Origin of the sequence: Pseudomonas sp. RIT-PI-r (assembly GCF_001297015.1) — a bacterium.
In the GTDB taxonomy this organism is placed as follows: Bacteria; Pseudomonadota; Gammaproteobacteria; order Pseudomonadales; family Pseudomonadaceae; genus Aquipseudomonas.
The window spans coordinates 1-16,916 of record NZ_LIGE01000033.1 but is presented as its reverse complement, the minus strand read 5'-3'; the positions used below and the strand labels follow the sequence as shown (position 1 = coordinate 16,916).

The 16,916-nt window shown below is 58.5% G+C and carries 14 protein-coding genes; 10 read left to right on the top strand and 4 right to left on the bottom strand.

What is annotated here, in order from left to right; translation table 11 throughout:
* Window positions 1-16: 16 nt before the first annotated feature.
* Entirely contained in the window at window positions 17-2,170 is a 2,154-nt protein-coding gene (locus AK821_RS19565) for a mechanosensitive ion channel family protein (RefSeq protein ID WP_064391187.1), read from the top strand.
* A gap of 66 nt (window positions 2,171-2,236) precedes the next feature.
* Window positions 2,237-3,571 carry an amidohydrolase gene (locus AK821_RS19560; protein WP_064391186.1) on the top strand — a complete coding sequence of 445 codons (1,335 nt, stop codon included), beginning with the start codon at window positions 2,237-2,239 and terminating at the stop codon, window positions 3,569-3,571.
* A 566-nt stretch (window positions 3,572-4,137) separates the two neighbouring features.
* On the opposite strand, the gene AK821_RS19555 is transcribed toward AK821_RS19560, so the two are convergent.
* Window positions 4,138-4,851, bottom strand: a complete 714-nt coding sequence (locus AK821_RS19555) for a UTRA domain-containing protein (RefSeq protein WP_064391185.1) — start codon at window positions 4,849-4,851, stop codon at window positions 4,138-4,140.
* 349 nt (window positions 4,852-5,200) lie between these two features.
* Here AK821_RS19555 and AK821_RS19550 point away from each other — a divergent pair, with 349 nt between their 5' ends.
* The 6 genes from AK821_RS19550 to AK821_RS19525 all read left to right on the top strand — a co-directional run bounded on the left by AK821_RS19550 (window position 5,201) and on the right by AK821_RS19525 (window position 10,558).
* Window positions 5,201-6,268, top strand: coding sequence for an ABC transporter substrate-binding protein (locus AK821_RS19550; RefSeq protein ID WP_064391184.1), 1,068 nt, complete (start codon window positions 5,201-5,203; stop codon window positions 6,266-6,268).
* Between the two features lie 180 nt (window positions 6,269-6,448).
* Entirely contained in the window at window positions 6,449-7,255 is an 807-nt protein-coding gene (locus tag AK821_RS19545) for an alkaline phosphatase family protein (protein WP_064391183.1), read from the top strand.
* 5 nt (window positions 7,256-7,260) lie between these two features.
* Window positions 7,261-8,097 carry an ABC transporter permease gene (locus tag AK821_RS19540; protein WP_161806665.1) on the top strand — a complete coding sequence of 279 codons (837 nt, stop codon included), beginning with the start codon at window positions 7,261-7,263 and terminating at the stop codon, window positions 8,095-8,097.
* Window positions 8,084-8,884, top strand: coding sequence for an ABC transporter permease (locus AK821_RS19535; protein ID WP_064391181.1), 801 nt, complete (start codon window positions 8,084-8,086; stop codon window positions 8,882-8,884). Before AK821_RS19540 ends, AK821_RS19535 begins: the two co-directional genes overlap by 14 nt.
* The gene (locus AK821_RS19530; RefSeq protein WP_064391180.1) at window positions 8,881-9,870 is read left to right on the top strand and encodes an ABC transporter ATP-binding protein; all 990 of its coding nucleotides are present in this window, start codon (window positions 8,881-8,883) and stop codon (window positions 9,868-9,870) included. Before AK821_RS19535 ends, AK821_RS19530 begins: the two co-directional genes overlap by 4 nt.
* Window positions 9,871-9,904: 34 nt before the next feature.
* Window positions 9,905-10,558 carry an HAD family hydrolase gene (locus tag AK821_RS19525; protein WP_064391179.1) on the top strand — a complete coding sequence of 218 codons (654 nt, stop codon included), beginning with the start codon at window positions 9,905-9,907 and terminating at the stop codon, window positions 10,556-10,558.
* A gap of 144 nt (window positions 10,559-10,702) precedes the next feature.
* Here AK821_RS19525 and AK821_RS19520 read toward each other — a convergent pair whose 3' ends face one another.
* The gene (locus tag AK821_RS19520; protein WP_064391178.1) at window positions 10,703-11,665 is read right to left on the bottom strand and encodes a zinc-binding dehydrogenase; all 963 of its coding nucleotides are present in this window, start codon (window positions 11,663-11,665) and stop codon (window positions 10,703-10,705) included.
* Window positions 11,666-11,802: 137 nt separating this feature from the next.
* Between AK821_RS19520 and AK821_RS19515 the strand changes: the two genes are divergently transcribed.
* Together AK821_RS19515 and AK821_RS19510 are read left to right on the top strand one after the other, a co-directional pair.
* Window positions 11,803-13,887, top strand: coding sequence for a carboxy terminal-processing peptidase (locus AK821_RS19515; RefSeq protein WP_177330965.1), 2,085 nt, complete (start codon window positions 11,803-11,805; stop codon window positions 13,885-13,887).
* A 133-nt stretch (window positions 13,888-14,020) separates the two neighbouring features.
* The gene (locus tag AK821_RS19510; protein ID WP_064391176.1) at window positions 14,021-15,811 is read left to right on the top strand and encodes a bifunctional diguanylate cyclase/phosphodiesterase; all 1,791 of its coding nucleotides are present in this window, start codon (window positions 14,021-14,023) and stop codon (window positions 15,809-15,811) included.
* Between the two features lie 75 nt (window positions 15,812-15,886).
* Here the strand turns inward: AK821_RS19510 and AK821_RS19505 are convergent, their stop codons facing one another.
* Both AK821_RS19505 and AK821_RS29590 read right to left on the bottom strand, forming a co-directional pair.
* Window positions 15,887-16,243 (bottom strand): hypothetical protein, encoded by a 357-nt coding sequence (locus AK821_RS19505; protein ID WP_064391175.1) that lies wholly within the window; start codon window positions 16,241-16,243, stop codon window positions 15,887-15,889.
* Window positions 16,244-16,245: 2 nt separating this feature from the next.
* Window positions 16,246-16,916, bottom strand: a 671-nt coding sequence (locus AK821_RS29590; RefSeq protein ID WP_161806664.1) for an RHS repeat-associated core domain-containing protein, incomplete at its 5' end; no start/stop codon positions are given.

The window sequence follows — 16,916 nt, the reverse complement described above, 5'->3', positions numbered from 1 at the left end:
CGAGGTTGACCGCCTAGTGTTCGCTCGTCTTTTTGCTTTGCCCAGTCTGTTCCTCGTCTGCCTGATGACGCTGCTGCCGCTGGCGCCCGCCCATGCGGTCGGTTTGCCCGGTCTGCTCAACACCAACAAGGCGCAGCCCGAAGCCCAGGAACCGCTCGGCCAGTCCCTCGACGAAGTCATCAAGTCGCTGGAAAACGACAAGCAACGCGCACAGTTGCTGACCGATCTGAAAAAGCTGCGCGACGCTACGAAAAAAGCCCAGACCACACCGGAAGAAGGCGTGCTCGGCCTGATCGGCGGCACCCTGGCCAATTTCGAAAAACAGTTTTCCGGTGCCGACAGCCCGATTACCCGTTGGTCCAACGAGTTCGACCTGGCCAAGGAGGAACTCAGCGGCATGATGCTGCCGGCTAACGAATGGCTGCCGATCATCTTCGGTTTCGCCATGATCCTCGCGGTGTGGAGCCTGCTCGCCGCTGCCCTGATCTGGCTCGGCCATCGAGTGCGCATGCGCTTCGGCCTGACCGAAGAGCTGCCACAACACCCCAAAGCCCTCGACATGCTGCGCTTCGCTTTGCGCAAGCTCGGGCCATGGTTGATCGCGCTGGTGATGACCGTTTACATGTCCTACGCTTTGCCATCTTCGCTGGGCAAAAGCCTGGCGATGGTACTGGCCTACGCACTGGTGGTCGGAACGTGTTTCTCGGCGATCTGCGTGATCGCGTTTTCCCTGCTCGATGGCCCGCACCGCCATCGCGCGCTGTATATCCTGCGTCATCAGGCATTTCGACCGCTGTGGCTGATCGGCAGCTTCGCCGCGTTTGGTGAAGCGCTGAACGACCCACGCCTGATCGAAAGCCTCGGCGTGCACCTGGCGCACTCCGCCGCCACTATCGCCAATGTCCTCGCGGCACTCTCTACCGGTCTGTTTATCCTGCGTTTCCGCCGCCCGATTGCGCACCTGATCCGCAACCAGCCGCTGTCCCGACGCCTGACCCGCCGCGCCCTCAGCGACACCATCGAAATCCTCGGAACGTTCTGGTACGTGCCGGCGCTGGTGCTGGTCGGCATCTCGCTGTTCGCAACTTTTGTCTCCGCCGGCGACACCAGCACCGCCCTGCGTCAGTCGCTGATCTGCACCGTGCTGCTGGTGTTGTGCATGGTGATCAACGGCCTCGTGCGTCGCCATTCACTGAAACCGCAACGCGGGGCGAGACGTCACGCCTTGTACTCGGAGCGCCTGAAAAACTTCTTCTACACCCTCGCGCATCTGCTGGTGTGGCTGGCATTCATCGAGTTGGGCCTGCGCGTCTGGGGCAAATCGTTGATCGGTTTCGCCGAAGGCGATGGGCATGACGTCAGCGTCAAACTGTTCAGCCTGGCCGGTACGTTGATTTTTTCCTGGCTGATCTGGATTCTCGCCGACACCGCCGTGCATCACGCCCTCACCCGCTCGCGTAAAGGCCTGGCCAACGCCCGCGCGCAAACGATGATGCCGCTGATCCGCAACGTGCTGTTCGTGGCGATTTTCATCATCGCGCTGATCGTCGCACTGGCGAACATGGGCATGAACGTCACGCCATTGCTGGCCGGTGCCGGTGTAATCGGTCTGGCCATCGGTTTCGGTGCGCAGTCGCTGGTTGCCGACTTGATCACCGGCCTGTTCATCATCATCGAAGACTCGCTGGCCATCGATGACTACGTCGACGTCGGCGGCCACCTCGGCACCGTCGAAGGCCTGACCATCCGCACCGTGCGCCTGCGCGATATCGACGGCATCGTCCACACCATCCCGTTCAGCGAAATCAAAAGCATCAAGAACTACTCGCGGGAATTCGGCTACGCAATCTTCCGCGTCGCCGTGCCGTACAACATGGAAATCGACGACGCGATCAAACTGATGCGCGAAGTCGGGCAGAAGATGCGTACCGATCCGTTGCAGCGACGCAACATCTGGTCGCCGCTGGAGATTCAGGGGGTCGAAAGTTTCGAATCCGGCAGCGCGATTCTGCGCGCGCGATTCAAGACCGCGCCGATCAAACAATGGGAAGTGTCCCGAGCCTTCAACCTGTCACTCAAACGCCACCTCGACGAGGCTGGACTCGATCTGGCAACGCCGCGCATGAGCGTGCAAGTGATCACTGCCGGCGGTGGCGAGCCGAAGGAATAGGCACTCAGGCGCGCGGTTGCAGTCACAGGCAGGGAAGCCCGACAACAATAATCAAGGAGAAACCCGATGCAACTGACGCGCATTGCCCAGACCGTTTTGCTCACCCTGGTCGCCAGCCACGCCGGCGCCGCGACGATGGACAGCACCCGCGCTGAAATCGCCGAACAAGCGCAAAAGCTTGAACCGCAACTGCTGGAACCCCGCCGCGACATCCACGCCCACCCGGAACTCGGCAACACGGAAAAACGCACTGCGGAACTGGTCGCCAAACAACTCACGGCCATGGGCCTGGAAGTGAAAACCGGCGTCGCCCGCACCGGCGTGGTCGCCGTTCTCAAAGGCGCCCTGCCCGGTCCTACCGTGGCCCTGCGCGCCGACATGGATGCGCTGCCGGTCAAGGAGGTCGCCGACCTGCCGTTCGCCTCGAAAGCCAAAGGCACCTACCTCGACAAGGAAGTCGACGTCATGCACGCCTGCGGCCACGACGCCCACACCGCGATCCTGCTGAGCACGGCGAAAATTCTCACAGGCATGCGCGACACATTACCCGGCACCGTGGTGTTCTACTTCCAGCCCGCCGAAGAAGGCCCGAGCGACTTCATCCCCGACGGCAAAAACACCTGGGGCGCGAAAATGATGGTCGAGGAAGGCGTGATGAAATCACCCAAACCGGACGCGGTCTTCGGCCTGCACGTCTGGGCCGGCGTCCCCGCCGGCCAGATCGCCTACCGCCCCGGCGCCACCCTGGCCAGCTCCGACGACCTGCGCATCAAAATCCTCGGCAAGCAAACCCACGCCGGCCGCCCTTGGGACGGCATCGACCCGATCACCGTCGGCGCACAAACCATCGTCGGCCTGCAAACAGTGGTCAGCCGCCGCACCGACATCTCGTCTTATCCGTCAGTGGTCAGCATCGGCACCATCAACGGTGGCACCCGCTACAACATCATTCCCGAATCCGTCGACATGAGCGGAACGATCCGCTCCTACGACTACGGCATTCGCCAGAAACTGCATGCCGATGTCCGCCAGACCGTGGAAAAAATCGCCGAAAGTGGCGGCGCGAAAGCTGACGTCACCATCATCGAAAAATACGACCCGACGATAAACAACCCGGCGCTCACCGAAAAAATGCTGCCGACTTTGAAGTGGGCGGCGAAGGATGATGTGGTGAATGCACCGCTGGTGGGGGGCGCGGAAGACTTCTCGTTTTTTGCCAAGGAAGTACCGGGACTGTTTGTGTTTCTGGGCGTGACGCCGCGGGATCAAGACATGAGCAAGGCTGCGCCAAATCATAATCCCGGGTTCTTTGTGGATGAATCGGCGCTGGTGGTGGGAGTGAGGACATTGGCCTCGTTGGCGACGGATTATTTATATGCCAATGCGCGGACAGGCAAGTAGAGATGAGGTGACTGTGGGGGCGCTTTCGCGAGCAGGCTCGCTCCCACATTTGGAACGTGTGCAGCCTGTCAGAAACAGGTCGGCTGTCAGGCCGCCATCGCGAGCAGGCTCACTCCTACAAGGGATCGAGTACATCCGCAGGAAACAGGTCGGCTGTCAGGCCGCCATCGCTGGCAAGCCAGCTCTCACAAGGATTGAGTCCAACCGGCAAACCAATATCGCTTCTGCTTCTCACCACTCAACACAATGAGCGTTAGCTCGAGTACCGCTTTTGATCTTGATCCACGGGCGACGTCGGAAGGCTGAGTGGAGGGATTGATCCGGGCGTGGGAGCGCAGCGACCGTTTGGCGCAGCCAAACACAGCGAGAGGAGGTGCAGCGAAGCAAACCGTAGGCGCTGCGCCCGGATCGATCCCGGAGCGAAGGAACCCCGAGCCCCAGCGAGCGGGCCGCACGTAGGAGCAAGCCTTTTGGGTTACCTTTTCGGCGTTTGGAAAAGGTGACTCGCCGTAAGGGCGGAACCCTAATCAGCAACACCCGAAGCAACGGATATGCCCCCAAAACGATCAAACCACATCAACCGATACGTGAATCGCATCATGCCGCCAAAACTCCAGATCACAATCAATCAACCGCTCATGCTGATCATAATTGACCCGAGCAATCCGCAACCCCGGGCTCCCCACAGAAACCCGTAAAGCCGCCGCCGCATCCACCGACAACGACGTAGGCACAATCTCAAAGCGCACCCGCCCATAGTGCAAATCGTAATGTCGCGCATACAACTCGGTCATCGACTGATTCAAATCAAACTCAAGAATCCCCGGAAAAAACTGCGGATTCAAATAGTGCTCCACATACAACACCAAACGCCCATCAATGCGCCGCGACCGGCAAATCTGAATCACGCTCGACAACGCCGGCAGCTGCAACCACGCACACCCCGCCGCCGAAGCTGGCTGCACCCGCGCCGAAATCACCTCGGTCGACGGCACCCGCCCCTGCGCACTGACCATTGCGTGAAAATGACTGCGCTGCATCAGGTTGTAGGCCAGACGCGGCGGCGACACGAACCAGCCGCGCCGTTCTTCGCGATAAATCTGCCCCTGCGCTTCCAGTTGCAACAACGCCTCGCGCACGGTAATCCGCGTCGTGCCGAACAACTCACTGAGCTTGCGCTCGGCCGGCAACTTGCTGCCCGCCGCCAACAGACCATGATCGAGCTGCTCCTGCAGCACTTGGCCAATGGCTGTCACCGCTTTTGTTGCCTCATCACGCATCAAGTTACCTATCTGGACTAGACCAGCACTGTTTCGGGGCAAAAAACCCACGGCCAACGAACCGTTTCCGTGTGTGCAAGCCTAGGCAGTGCAGATGACCGGGAGATGACAAAACTACCGAACGGTCGTCCTCATGACTTGCAATACATCGGCCAAGTCCCTTGTCCGCTGGGGCCTGAGCATGGTCTACGCTTAACTGGCAACCGCCGATACCAGGCACACAAAAGACCTGCCGCAGGGCCACCGACATCAAAGTGTCATCCAGCCCGCCTAAATTGGCTCAGGTATTGCTGACCTAGACCAACCCACACCGCAATCGCAGCGTTGAACACGACCAAGGAGCTTCGGAATGAAACAGCTTTTCCTGGCAACACTGTTAGGCTCGACCATTGCAATGTGCACCTCCGCCATGGCGGCCGGCACCGATCTGAAAACCCTCGAAGCCGCTGCGAAAGCGGAAGGCGCCGTCAACAGCGTCGGCATGCCGGATGACTGGGCCAACTGGAAAGGCACCTGGGAAGACCTGGCCAAGACCTACGGCCTGAAACACATCGACACCGACATGAGCTCGGCCCAGGAAATCGCCAAGTTCGCCGCCGAGAAAGACAACGCGACCGCCGACATCGGCGACGTCGGCGCCGCCTTCGGCCCGATCGCGGTCAAGCAAGGCGTGGTGCAGCCGTACAAGCCAAGCACCTGGGATCAAGTCCCGGACTGGGCCAAGGACAAGGACGGCAACTGGGCGCTGGCCTACACCGGTACCATTGCTTTTATCGTCAACAAGAAGCTGCTGCACGGTTCCGAAGTACCGACCAAATGGGCTGACCTCAAGGGCGGCAAATACAAAGTCTCGATCGGTGACGTGAGCACCGCCGCACAAGCTGCCAACGGCGTTCTCGCTGCGGCACTGGCCAACGGTGGCGACGAGAAAAACATCAAGCCTGCGCTGCTGCTGTTTGCCGACATTGCCAGGCAAGGTCGCCTGTCGATGGCCAACCCGACCATCGCCACCATGGAAAAAGGCGAGATCGAAGTCGGCGTGGTCTGGGACTTCAACGGCCTGAGCTACAAGGCCAAGATGGCCAACCCGGATGACTACGTCGTGCTCATCCCGTCCGACGGTTCGGTGATTTCCGGCTACACCACGATCATCAACAAATACGCAAAAAATCCTAACGCCGCCAAGCTGACTCGCGAATACATCTTCAGCGACGCCGGCCAGACCAATCTCGCGCGCGGCAACGCCCGCCCGATCCGCGCCGAGCACCTGCAACTGCCGGAAGACGTGAAGGCCAAACTGCTGCCAAACGAGCAGTACAAGAAAGTCACCCCGATCAAAGATGCCGACGCGTGGGAAAAGACTTCGAAAGCCCTGCCACAGGCGTGGAACGAAGAAGTCATCGTCGAGATGAAATAAGCGGCTGATCACCATTTTTGTGATCCGAAACAAATCCCCATGTAGGAGTGAGCCTGCTCGCGATAGCGGTAGTTCAGTCAACATTGTCGTTGAATGTTCAATCGCTATCGCGAGCAGGCTCACTCCTACAAGGGATCCAGGTGAATCTGAAATTTCCTGTTTCGCGGAGTTTTTGCCCCTATGAAGCACAACGTCATCCTTGTCGTGCTCGACGGCCTCAACTACGAGGTCGCGCGTCACGCCATGGGGCATCTGCAGGCTTATGTTGGCGCAGGACGCGCCGCGCTCTATCAGTTGGAGTGCGAGCTGCCGGCCCTGTCCCGACCGCTTTATGAATGCATCCTCACCGGCGTGCCGCCGATCGACAGCGGCATCGTCCACAACAACGTCTCGCGCCTGTCCAACCAGCGCAGCATTTACCACTACGCCCGCGAGGCCGGTCTGAAAACCGCTGCAGCGGCGTATCACTGGGTCAGCGAGTTGTACAACCGCTCACCGTTCGTGGCTGCCCGCGATCGGCACACCGACAATCTGTCGCTGCCGATCCAGCACGGGCATTTCTACTGGAACGATCACTACCCGGATTCGCACCTGTTCGCCGACGCGGAAAACCTGCGCCTGCGCCACGATCCGAACTTTCTGCTGATCCACCCGATGAACATTGACGACGCCGGGCACAAGCACGGCCTCGATTCGTCGCAGTACCGCAACAGCGCGCGTTCGGCGGACATCATCCTCGCCGACTATTTGCAGAACTGGCTCGAGGCCGGCTTCCAAGTACTGGTGACCGCCGACCACGGCATGAACAACGACCGCTCGCACAACGGCTTGCTGCCGGAAGAGCGCCAGGTGCCGCTGTTCGTCCTCGGCGATGCGTTCAGCCTTGATGCTGGCGCCGCACCGAAGCAGACCGACATCTGCGGCACGGTCTGCGAATTGCTCGGCGTACCCCACGACAAACCTGTGTGCCGGGAGCTGCTCAAGTGAACTCAATGACTCGCGGCAAATGGCTGGCGGCGTTGTGCCTGGTGCCGTTCACGCTGTTCTTTATCGTCTTCGAAATCGCCCCGCTGGCCTGGGTGATGATCAACAGCCTGCAATCGGAAGAGTTCGGTTGGGGCTTGGCCAACTTCAGCAAGATCTTCAGCTCGAAGTTCTATTTGCAGGCGATCCAGTACAGCCTCGAGATCAGTTTCTGGTCGAGTGTATTCGGCATCATCATTGCCGTACTCGGTGCGTATTCCCTGCGCCGGGTCGATTCGAAGCTGCGCAATTTCGTCAACGCCTTCGCCAACATGACCAGCAACTTCGCCGGTGTGCCCCTGGCATTTGCGTTCATCATCCTGCTCGGGTTCAACGGCAGCATCACCATCATGCTGAAGCAGTCGGGGATCATTCAGGACTTCAATCTGTACTCGAAAACCGGGCTGATCATCCTCTACACCTACTTCCAGATTCCCCTTGGCGTGTTGTTGCTCTACCCCGCCTTCGACGCATTGCGTGAAGACTGGCGCGAGTCGGCCGCGTTGCTCGGCGCCAACGGCTGGCAGTTCTGGCGGCACATCGGTTTGCCGGTGCTGACACCAGCGCTGCTGGGTACGTTCGTTATTCTGCTGGCCAACGCCCTCGGCGCCTACGCCACGGTGTATGCGCTGACGACGGGCAACTTCAACGTCCTGCCGATTCGTATCGCGGCGATGGTCTCGGGCGATATTTCCCTCGATCCGAACCTGGCCAGCGCCCTGGCCGTGGTGCTGGTGGCGCTGATGACCATCGTCACCGTCGTGCATCAACTGCTGTTGAAGAGGAGCTACCATGTCTCGCGCTGAATCCGGCCCGGCCGGCCTCTACCACCGCGTCGTGGTTTATCTGCTGTTCGCCATCCTCTTGCTGCCACTGGTGGGCACCCTGGTCTATTCGATTGCCAGCAGTTGGTCGGCGACCATTCTGCCCAGCGGCTTCACCTTCAAGTGGTACATCCAGCTGTGGAGCGACCCGCGCTTCCTTCACGCTTTCGGCCAATCATTGATTGTGTGTGTCGGCGCACTGGTGCTTTCGGTGGTGTTGATTCTGCCGCTGCTGTTCGTGGTGCATTACCACTTTCCGAAACTCGATGCGCTGATGAATATCCTGATTCTGCTGCCCTTCGCGGTGCCGCCGGTGGTGTCCTCGGTGGGTCTGTTGCAGCTCTACGGTTCCGGGCCGATGGCGATGGTCGGCACGCCGTGGATCCTGATCGGTTGTTACTTCACCGTGGCGCTGCCGTTCATGTACCGGGCGATCACCAACAACCTGCAAGCGATCAACCTGCGTGACCTGATGGACGCCGCGCAGCTGCTCGGCGCCAGCACCTTTCAGGCGGCGTTTCTGGTGGTGCTGCCCAACCTGCGCAAAGGCCTGATGGTCGCGTTGCTGCTGTCGTTCTCGTTCCTCTTCGGGGAGTTCGTCTTTGCCAACATCCTCGTCGGCACGCGTTACGAAACCCTGCAGGTTTACCTGAACAACATGCGCAACAGCAGCGGCCACTTCACCAGTGCCCTGGTCATCTCGTATTTCTTTTTCGTGCTGGTCCTGACCTGGATCGCCAACATCTTGAACAAGGACAAAAGCGAATGAGCTATGTCAGCGTCCAACACCTGCAGAAAAGCTACGCCGGCACCACGGTGTTCAGCGACATCGACTGCGAAATCAACAAAGGCGAATTCGTCACCCTGCTCGGCCCGTCCGGTTGCGGAAAATCCACCCTGCTGCGTTGCATCGCCGGCCTGACGCCAGTCGATGGCGGCAAGATCCTCCTCGATGGCGTCGATATCGTGCCGTTGAGCCCGCAGAAGCGCGGGATCGGCATGGTGTTTCAGAGTTATGCGCTGTTCCCCAACATGACTGTCGAACAAAACGTTGCGTTCGGTTTGCGCATGCAAAAGGTCAATGCCGACGACAGCCACAAACGTGTTTCCGAGGTGTTGAAACTGGTTGAACTGAACGACTTCGCCAGCCGCTATCCGCATCAGCTGTCCGGTGGTCAATGCCAGCGGGTTGCCCTCGCCCGTTCGCTGGTCACGCGTCCGCGCTTGTTGCTGCTGGACGAGCCGCTGTCGGCGCTCGACGCACGGATTCGTAAACACCTGCGCGAACAGATCCGCCAGATTCAACGCGAACTCGGCCTGACGACGATTTTTGTCACCCACGATCAGGAGGAAGCGCTGACCATGTCTGACCGGATTTTTCTGATGAATCAGGGAAAAATCGTACAAAGCGGCGATGCCGAAACCCTCTACACTGCGCCGGTCGATGTGTTCGCCGCCGGCTTTATCGGCAATTACAACCTGCTCGACGCGCAAGCCGCTTCGAAACTGTTGCAGCGCCCGATCAACCATCGCATCGCCATTCGCCCGGAAGCCATCGAACTGAGCCTCAACGGCGAACTCGACGCGCAGATCCGCAGCCACAGCCTTCTTGGCAACGTCATCCGTTACCGGATCGAAGCGCGTGGCGTAGAACTGGTGGTGGATGTGCTCAACCGCTCGGCCGCCGATCTGCATCCCGACGGTCAGCGTCTGGCGCTTTCCATCGATCCGACGGCCCTGTGTGAGGTAGCCTGATGACTTTGCTGACGTTGAAGAGAGAACTGCACTGATGGCTCTGGCAATTTTTGATCTGGACGAAACGTTGATCCACGGCGACTGCGCCACCCTCTGGAGCGAGCAGATGGGGCGCCTGGGCTGGGTCGATCCTGAATCGTTCATGCGCAAGAACAACGAACTGATGGACGCCTACAGCCATGGCAAATTGCGCATGGAAGACTACATGGAATTCAGCCTGGAGCCGTTGATCGGGCGTACGCCGGAAGAAGTCGAGCACCTGGTCGGGCCATGGGTTGAAGACTTCATCGAACCGATCATCTTCAGCGACGCCACCAAAACCATCGCTGCCCACCGCAAGGCCGGCGACCGCATTCTGGTGATTTCGGCGTCGGGCACACACTTGGTAAAACCGATTGCCGATCGCTTGGGTATAGATGAGATTCTCGGCATCGAACTGGAAGTCGCCCATGGCGTGTACAGCGGCCACACCGTCGGCACCCTGACCTACCGCGAAGGCAAGATCACCCGGTTGCTGGAGTGGCTGGATGCCGAAGAAGAGAATCTCGAAGGCGCGAGTTTCTATTCCGACTCACGCAATGATCTGCCGTTGTTGCTGAAGGTGGATTTTCCGCACGTGGTCAACCCGGACCCAGTGCTGCTGGAGCACGCCGAAAAAGCCGGCTGGCCAATCCACCTCTGGAAATGACAAAGATTTAATCTGCACAGGCAGGCTGATATTCCAAACCTGAGTTCGACCCGATGCATCAGGTCGATGTAGCCCGACAGAACAACCCGGTCAGTCCCCTCTCCCTTTGGGAGAGGGTTAGGGTGAGGGGCTTTTTCCCTGTTCTCAGCTCAGACTGTCGTCGATCACCAAAACCAGTTTTCCAGCAACAGTGTTGCTCGCCAGCTCCGCAAACGCCGCCTCGGCATCCTTCACCGCAAACGCCTTGGCCAACTGCGGACGCAATCGCCCTTCGGCAAACAACGGCCACACGTGCTGGCCCAGATCACTCAACAGATCCGCCTTGAATTGATCGTCACGGCTGCGCAAGGTCGAGCCGAGCAATTGCACGCGCTTGCCTAACACCTGCGCCAGGTCCAGCTTCGCCTCACGGCCGCCCATCAAACCAATCAACACCCAACGCCCGTCCAGCGCGATCAGCTTGAGATTCAACGCCGAATAATTACCACCCACCGGATCGAGGATCACATCGAAGGGCCCGAAATCACGCAGGCTCTCCAGATCATCGGTGCGCACCACCCCGCCCTGCGCGCCCAGCGCCTCGCAATACGCCAAACGCTCGGCTGAACCGACGCTGACCCCGCAAGGATTGCCAAACGCCTTGCACAACTGAATGGCGGCTGAACCGATTCCACTTGCCCCGGCGTACAAGAGAACTTTCTCACCCGGTTTGAGCGCCGCAAGTTGAAACACATTCAGCCAGACTGTTGCGTAAACCTCGGGCAATGCCGCCGCCTCGATCAGCGAAACGCCTTCGGGCACCGGCAGCACATGCCGCCCGTCGACCACCACCTCTTCGGCCATGCCGCCCCCGGCCAGCAAGGCGCAAACGCGATCGCCGACCTGCCACGAACTGCCCGCACCGACCTCACTGATGACCCCGGAGCACTCAAGACCGAGCACTTGGCTGGCCCCCGGCGGTGGCGGATAGAGCCCCGCTTTCTGTAATAAATCGGCGCGATTTAGGCCGGCTGCCGCCACTCGAATGCGGACTTGTCCTACATCACACGTAGGACTCGGCTCCTCAACCCATGCCACTTGACCTTCAACGCCTTGCAATGCCTTCACAGTGCCTCCATAGTGAGTCTGGACTGAGCCCGAAGCTGTAGCGCCGGGCTTTTTGCATTATGCGACCGGCTCTCGTAGACCGGCGACTTCAAAGACGGCCTAATATGCGTTATCAATTGTCCCCGCGTCGAATCAGCATGAAGCATTTGCTCCCCAGCACCGCCCTCGCTCTTTTCATCGGTATCGGCCTGTTGCCGGTGTCGGGCAGTACATTCGCAGCCAACAGCTGGGACAAGTTGCAGCCTGATCGCGATGAAGTCATCGCCAGCCTGAACGTCGTCGAATTGCTCAAGCGTCACCACTACAGCAAGCCGCCACTCGACGATGCGCGCTCGGTGATCATCTACGACAGCTACATCAAGCTGCTGGATCCGTCGCGCAGCTACTTCATGGCCAGCGACATCGCCGAATTCGACAAGTGGAAGACCCAGTTCGACGACTTCCTCAAAAGCGGCGATCTCAACGCCGGGTTCACCATCTACAAGCGCTACCTGGACCGCGTCAAGGCGCGTCTGGACTTCGCCATTGCGGAGCTGAACAAGGGCGTCGACAAGATGGACTTCACCACCAGGGAAACCTTGCTGATCGATCGCAAGGACGCCCCTTGGCTGAAATCCACGGCAGAGCTTGATGACCTGTGGCGCAAACGCGTCAAGGACGAAGTCCTGCGTCAGAAGATCGCCGGCAAAGAGCCGAAGCAGATTCAGGAAACCCTGACCAAGCGCTACAAGAACCAGTTGGCGCGCCTGGATCAGACCCGTCCGGAAGACATCTTCCAGGCGTACATCAACACCTTCGCCATGTCTTACGATCCGCACACCAACTATCTGTCGCCGGATAACGCGGAAAACTTCGACATCAACATGAGCCTGTCCCTCGAGGGCATCGGTGCCGTGTTGCAGAGCGACAACGACCAGGTGAAAGTCGTGCGTCTGGTGCCGGCAGGCCCGGCCGACAAAACCAAACAAGTCGCCCCGGCCGACAAGATCATCGGCGTTGCCCAAGGCAACAAAGAGATGGTCGACGTGGTCGGCTGGCGTCTGGACGAAGTGGTCAAGCTGATTCGCGGTCCGAAAGGCACCGTGGTGCGCCTGGAAGTGATTCCGGCCAGCAATGCGCCGAACGACCAGACCACCAAGATCGTGCCGATCACCCGTGAAGCGGTGAAGCTCGAAGACCAGGCCGTGAAGAAGTCGGTTCTTAACCTGAAACAGGACGGCAAGGACTACAAGCTCGGCGTCATCGAGATCCCGGCCTTCTACCTCGACTTCAAGGCGTTCCGTGCCGGCGATCCGGACTACAAGAGCACCACCCGCGACGTCAAGAAGCTGTTGACCGAGCTGCAGAAAGACAAAGTCGACGGCGTGGTCATCGACCTGCGCAACAACGGCGGCGGTTCCCTGCAGGAAGCCACCGAGCTGACCAGCCTGTTCATCGACAAGGGCCCGACCGTCCTCGTGCGTAATGCCGATGGCCGTGTCGACGTGCTGGAAGATGAGAACCCGGGCGCGTTCTACAAAGGCCCGATGGCACTTTTGGTCAACCGCCTGTCCGCCTCGGCTTCGGAGATCTTCGCCGGCGCGATGCAGGACTACCACCGCGCGCTGATCATCGGCGGCCAGACCTTCGGCAAAGGCACCGTGCAGACCATTCAGCCGTTGAACCATGGCGAACTGAAACTGACCCTGGCCAAGTTCTACCGGGTGTCCGGTCAGAGCACCCAGCATCAGGGCGTGCTGCCGGACATCGACTATCCGTCGCTGATCGATACCAAGGAAATCGGTGAGAGCGCACTGCCGGAAGCCATGCCGTGGGACCCCATCCGCGCGGCAATCAAACCGGCGGCCGATCCGTTCAAACCGTTCCTGGCCCAGCTCAAGTCCGAACATGACACCCGCACCGCCAAGGATGCCGAGTTCGTGTTCATCCGCGACAAGCTGGCCCTGGCGCAGAAACTGATGGAAGAAAAAACCGTCAGCCTCAACGAAGCCGATCGTCGTGCCCAGCACGCCGACATCGACGCCAAACAGCTGACGATGGAAAACATCCGTCGCAAGGCCAAAGGCGAAGAGCCGCTCAAAGAGCTGAAGAAAGAAGACGACGACGCCCTCTCCGCCGCCGAGCCGGACAAGGTCAAACCGGAAGACGATGCCTACCTGAGCGAAACCGGGCGCGTGCTGCTGGATTACCTGAAGCTGAGCAATCAGGTGGCCAAGAAGTAAGTGATGGCAATTTAATGCTGACGATCCCCGGATCGTCATCAAACAGTCATCATTCTGTCGTGCAATAAAGGACTGGGAGCCACTCTCTTCAACGAGAGCGCTCCCAGTCCTTTTTTTATCGCCAGAGATTGCCATGACCACGACCGAACAGCTGAGTGCCTTGAGCTCGATCCTGACTCAAAGCGGATTGCACAGCCTGTTCCAGCCGATCATCAGCCTCTCGGAGCGACGTATTCTCGGTTACGAAGCCCTGACACGCGGACCTTCCAACAGCCCTCTTCACTCACCGATTGCGTTGTTTGCTGTTGCGCGACAAGCCGGGCGCTTGAATGAACTGGAAATCGCCTGCCGGCAAAGCGCCTGCCGTCGTTTTAACGAACAGCAACTGCCGGGCAAGCTGTTTCTCAACGTCTCGCCCGAATCTTTGCTCGAAGCCGCACATCAACCGGGACGCACGCTGCAACTGCTGCAGGACTTCGGCATTCCACCCAGTCAGGTCGTTATCGAACTGACGGAACAAACGCCAATCGACGACTTCCAGTTACTGCAAACCGCGCTGCATCACTATCGGGCGATGGGATTTTCGATTGCGCTGGATGATCTTGGCGCTGGCTATTCGAGCCTGCGACTGTGGTCGGAGCTTCGTCCGGATTACGTGAAGATCGACCGACACTTCATCGACGGTATTCATCAGGACGCATTGAAGCGCGAATTCGTCGGCTCGATCCTGCAAATCGCCAAAGCCTCTCGCGCACAAGTCATCGCTGAAGGCATCGAACTGCCAGAAGAACTCGCCGTACTGACGGAAATGGGCGTCGACCTGGTGCAAGGTTATCTGCTCGGCCGTCCACAAGAGCATCCACCGCGCGATGCCCGCGCCTTGATGCCGAAACATGACAGCAGCGCGGTGGCGCTCAACGACGAAGGCAGCGACCTCAGCGCCTTGCTCAACGACCAACCGGCGGTCCATCGCGATACACCGACCGCCACCGTGCTCGAAGCCTTCCGTCGTCAGGCCAACCTCAACTCACTGGCGGTGCTCGACGAACAAGGCCAGCCCTGTGGCATCGTCCACCGCCATTCGCTGTCCGACGCACTGCTCAAACCCTTCGCCACCGACCTGTTCGCACGCAAACCGATCAGCCGCCTGATGAACGACGACTTCCTCGCCGTGGAAATGAGCCAGTCGCTGCAACAAGTCAGCCGCCTGATCACCAGCCGCGCCCGACAACGCATCGAAGAAGACTTCATCATCACCCTCAACGGCAGCTACCTCGGCCTCGGCCGGGTGATCGATGTGCTCAAACTGATTACCGAACTGAAAATCCAGCAGGCTCGCTACGCCAACCCGCTGACCTTGTTGCCGGGCAATGTGCCGATTCAGCAATGCCTGACGCGGTTGCTGCAACAAGGCCGCGAGTCGGTCATCTGCTACGTCGACATCGACAGCTTCAAACCCTTCAACGACATCTACGGCTACGGTCGCGGCGATGAAGTGTTGCTGTGTCTGGCGCACTGTCTCAACGAACGCGTAGACCCTACCCGCGACTTCGTTGGCCACATTGGTGGCGACGACTTTCTCCTGGTCCTCGGCCCCGAAGACTGGCGCAAACGCCTCAACCAATTGCTTGATGATTTCCAGAGCCAATGCCGGCGCTTCTATCGCACTGAACACCTCGACGCGGGCTGCTTCATCGCCCCGAATCGCCAAGGGGTGCGCCAGGAGTTTGCGCTGTTGTCGCTGTCCATTGGCGTCGTGCATCTACACCCCGAGGCCTGCGCACAACTGGACGCCAGTCAGCTCGCTGAGATGGCATCGCAGGCGAAGCATCATGCGAAGAATGTTCCGGGGTATAGCGTGCATGTGATTGATAGTCTCACCGCGCCCGACCTGTGCCAGTCGCAGCTAATGGGCCAACGCTGATTTCTGGAGCGACACAAATCCCTGAGAGAGCGGGCTTGCCCGCGAAGGGGCCCGCTCTCTCATCTCACATTTTGATTAGCCAGAGTCTTTTCCATTTCGATATTTTTTCAAACACTCCAGCAAAACCCTCATAAAGCTGGGCCTATCCACGATCTCATCATCAAAATATGTCGTCATTCGATTAAATACACGATCAAAATTATCATCCGCCTTCAAAAAATGATCGATTGTACATATGAGAGACTCTTGCTCGGCATCGGTATACTCATAAAATTCAGGCTTTAACAAAACATCGAACAGTGCCGTTAACTGTTGAGAGTCGTTTACGTTTTTTTCAACTATCAATCGCTCTCGCTCGACATCAAACGTATTTTCGATATCAAAAACAAACAGCAGATTCTTTATATCTACAATTTCATATAAATTTTTCATTATTAAAAATCCGCATAAGAAGTTACGGTGCGACCGTTTGCCTTGAGAATAACAACAGCTTTCCTCTGCTGCCCATAAACTCCCTCTTTCGTATAACCTTCCCCAATTATACTCCCCATATCCATAGGCCTTCTCGAGGTTTGAAGATTGGTCTGACGAAGTATTAGTTTCGCTCTATAAATAGCATTCAATTGATCCCTATGACTGAGAAAATGAGTAGCCGCACTTGGAATTTTAAGCTCTCCGTCTTTTGATCCACCGATATATTTCTCTACGACACCAGTCGTTGGATTCTTCGCTGACGAAATTCTTTCAAATTGAGATTGCAGAGTTGTTTGGGCGCCGTGTTTTTCTAAAAAATGCTCTCCATTTTGTGGATTCTCCATTTCATGTAAACGTCGGTATGCGTTTTCTTCAGCCAGCTCATCAATTCTGCCCCTCCGTTCTTGCACTGTCATCTTAGGCACTGGAGGGCCACCCTCGTCCGCAATTGCACTACCAGCTCCATACTGCATTGGACGACATGGTTGTTTCGGCGGCGGACAATTGGAACTCAACCCCAACGGATCCACCCACCCCGTCGGATTCGGCACGTACTGGTACTGATTCAACCCACCGGCCAACTTGATGGGATCCGGCGTCAGATACCTTCCCAACCGCGGGTCGTAATACC

Excerpts from the sequence above, each read along its gene's own strand:
- AK821_RS19560 (WP_064391186.1), top strand. The coding sequence starts at position 2,237 with ATGCAACTGACGCGCATTGCCCAGACCGTTTTGCTCACCCTGGTCGCC.
- AK821_RS19555 (WP_064391185.1), bottom strand. The coding sequence starts at position 4,851 with ATGCGTGATGAGGCAACAAAAGCGGTGACAGCCATTGGCCAAGTGCTG.
- AK821_RS19550 (WP_064391184.1), top strand. The coding sequence starts at position 5,201 with ATGAAACAGCTTTTCCTGGCAACACTGTTAGGCTCGACCATTGCAATG.
- AK821_RS19545 (WP_064391183.1), top strand. The coding sequence starts at position 6,449 with ATGAAGCACAACGTCATCCTTGTCGTGCTCGACGGCCTCAACTACGAG.
- AK821_RS19540 (WP_161806665.1), top strand. The coding sequence starts at position 7,261 with ATGACTCGCGGCAAATGGCTGGCGGCGTTGTGCCTGGTGCCGTTCACG.
- AK821_RS19535 (WP_064391181.1), top strand. The coding sequence starts at position 8,084 with ATGTCTCGCGCTGAATCCGGCCCGGCCGGCCTCTACCACCGCGTCGTG.
- AK821_RS19530 (WP_064391180.1), top strand. The coding sequence starts at position 8,881 with ATGAGCTATGTCAGCGTCCAACACCTGCAGAAAAGCTACGCCGGCACC.
- AK821_RS19525 (WP_064391179.1), top strand. The coding sequence starts at position 9,905 with ATGGCTCTGGCAATTTTTGATCTGGACGAAACGTTGATCCACGGCGAC.
- AK821_RS19515 (WP_177330965.1), top strand. The coding sequence starts at position 11,803 with ATGAAGCATTTGCTCCCCAGCACCGCCCTCGCTCTTTTCATCGGTATC.
- AK821_RS19510 (WP_064391176.1), top strand. The coding sequence starts at position 14,021 with ATGACCACGACCGAACAGCTGAGTGCCTTGAGCTCGATCCTGACTCAA.
- AK821_RS19505 (WP_064391175.1), bottom strand. The coding sequence starts at position 16,243 with ATGAAAAATTTATATGAAATTGTAGATATAAAGAATCTGCTGTTTGTT.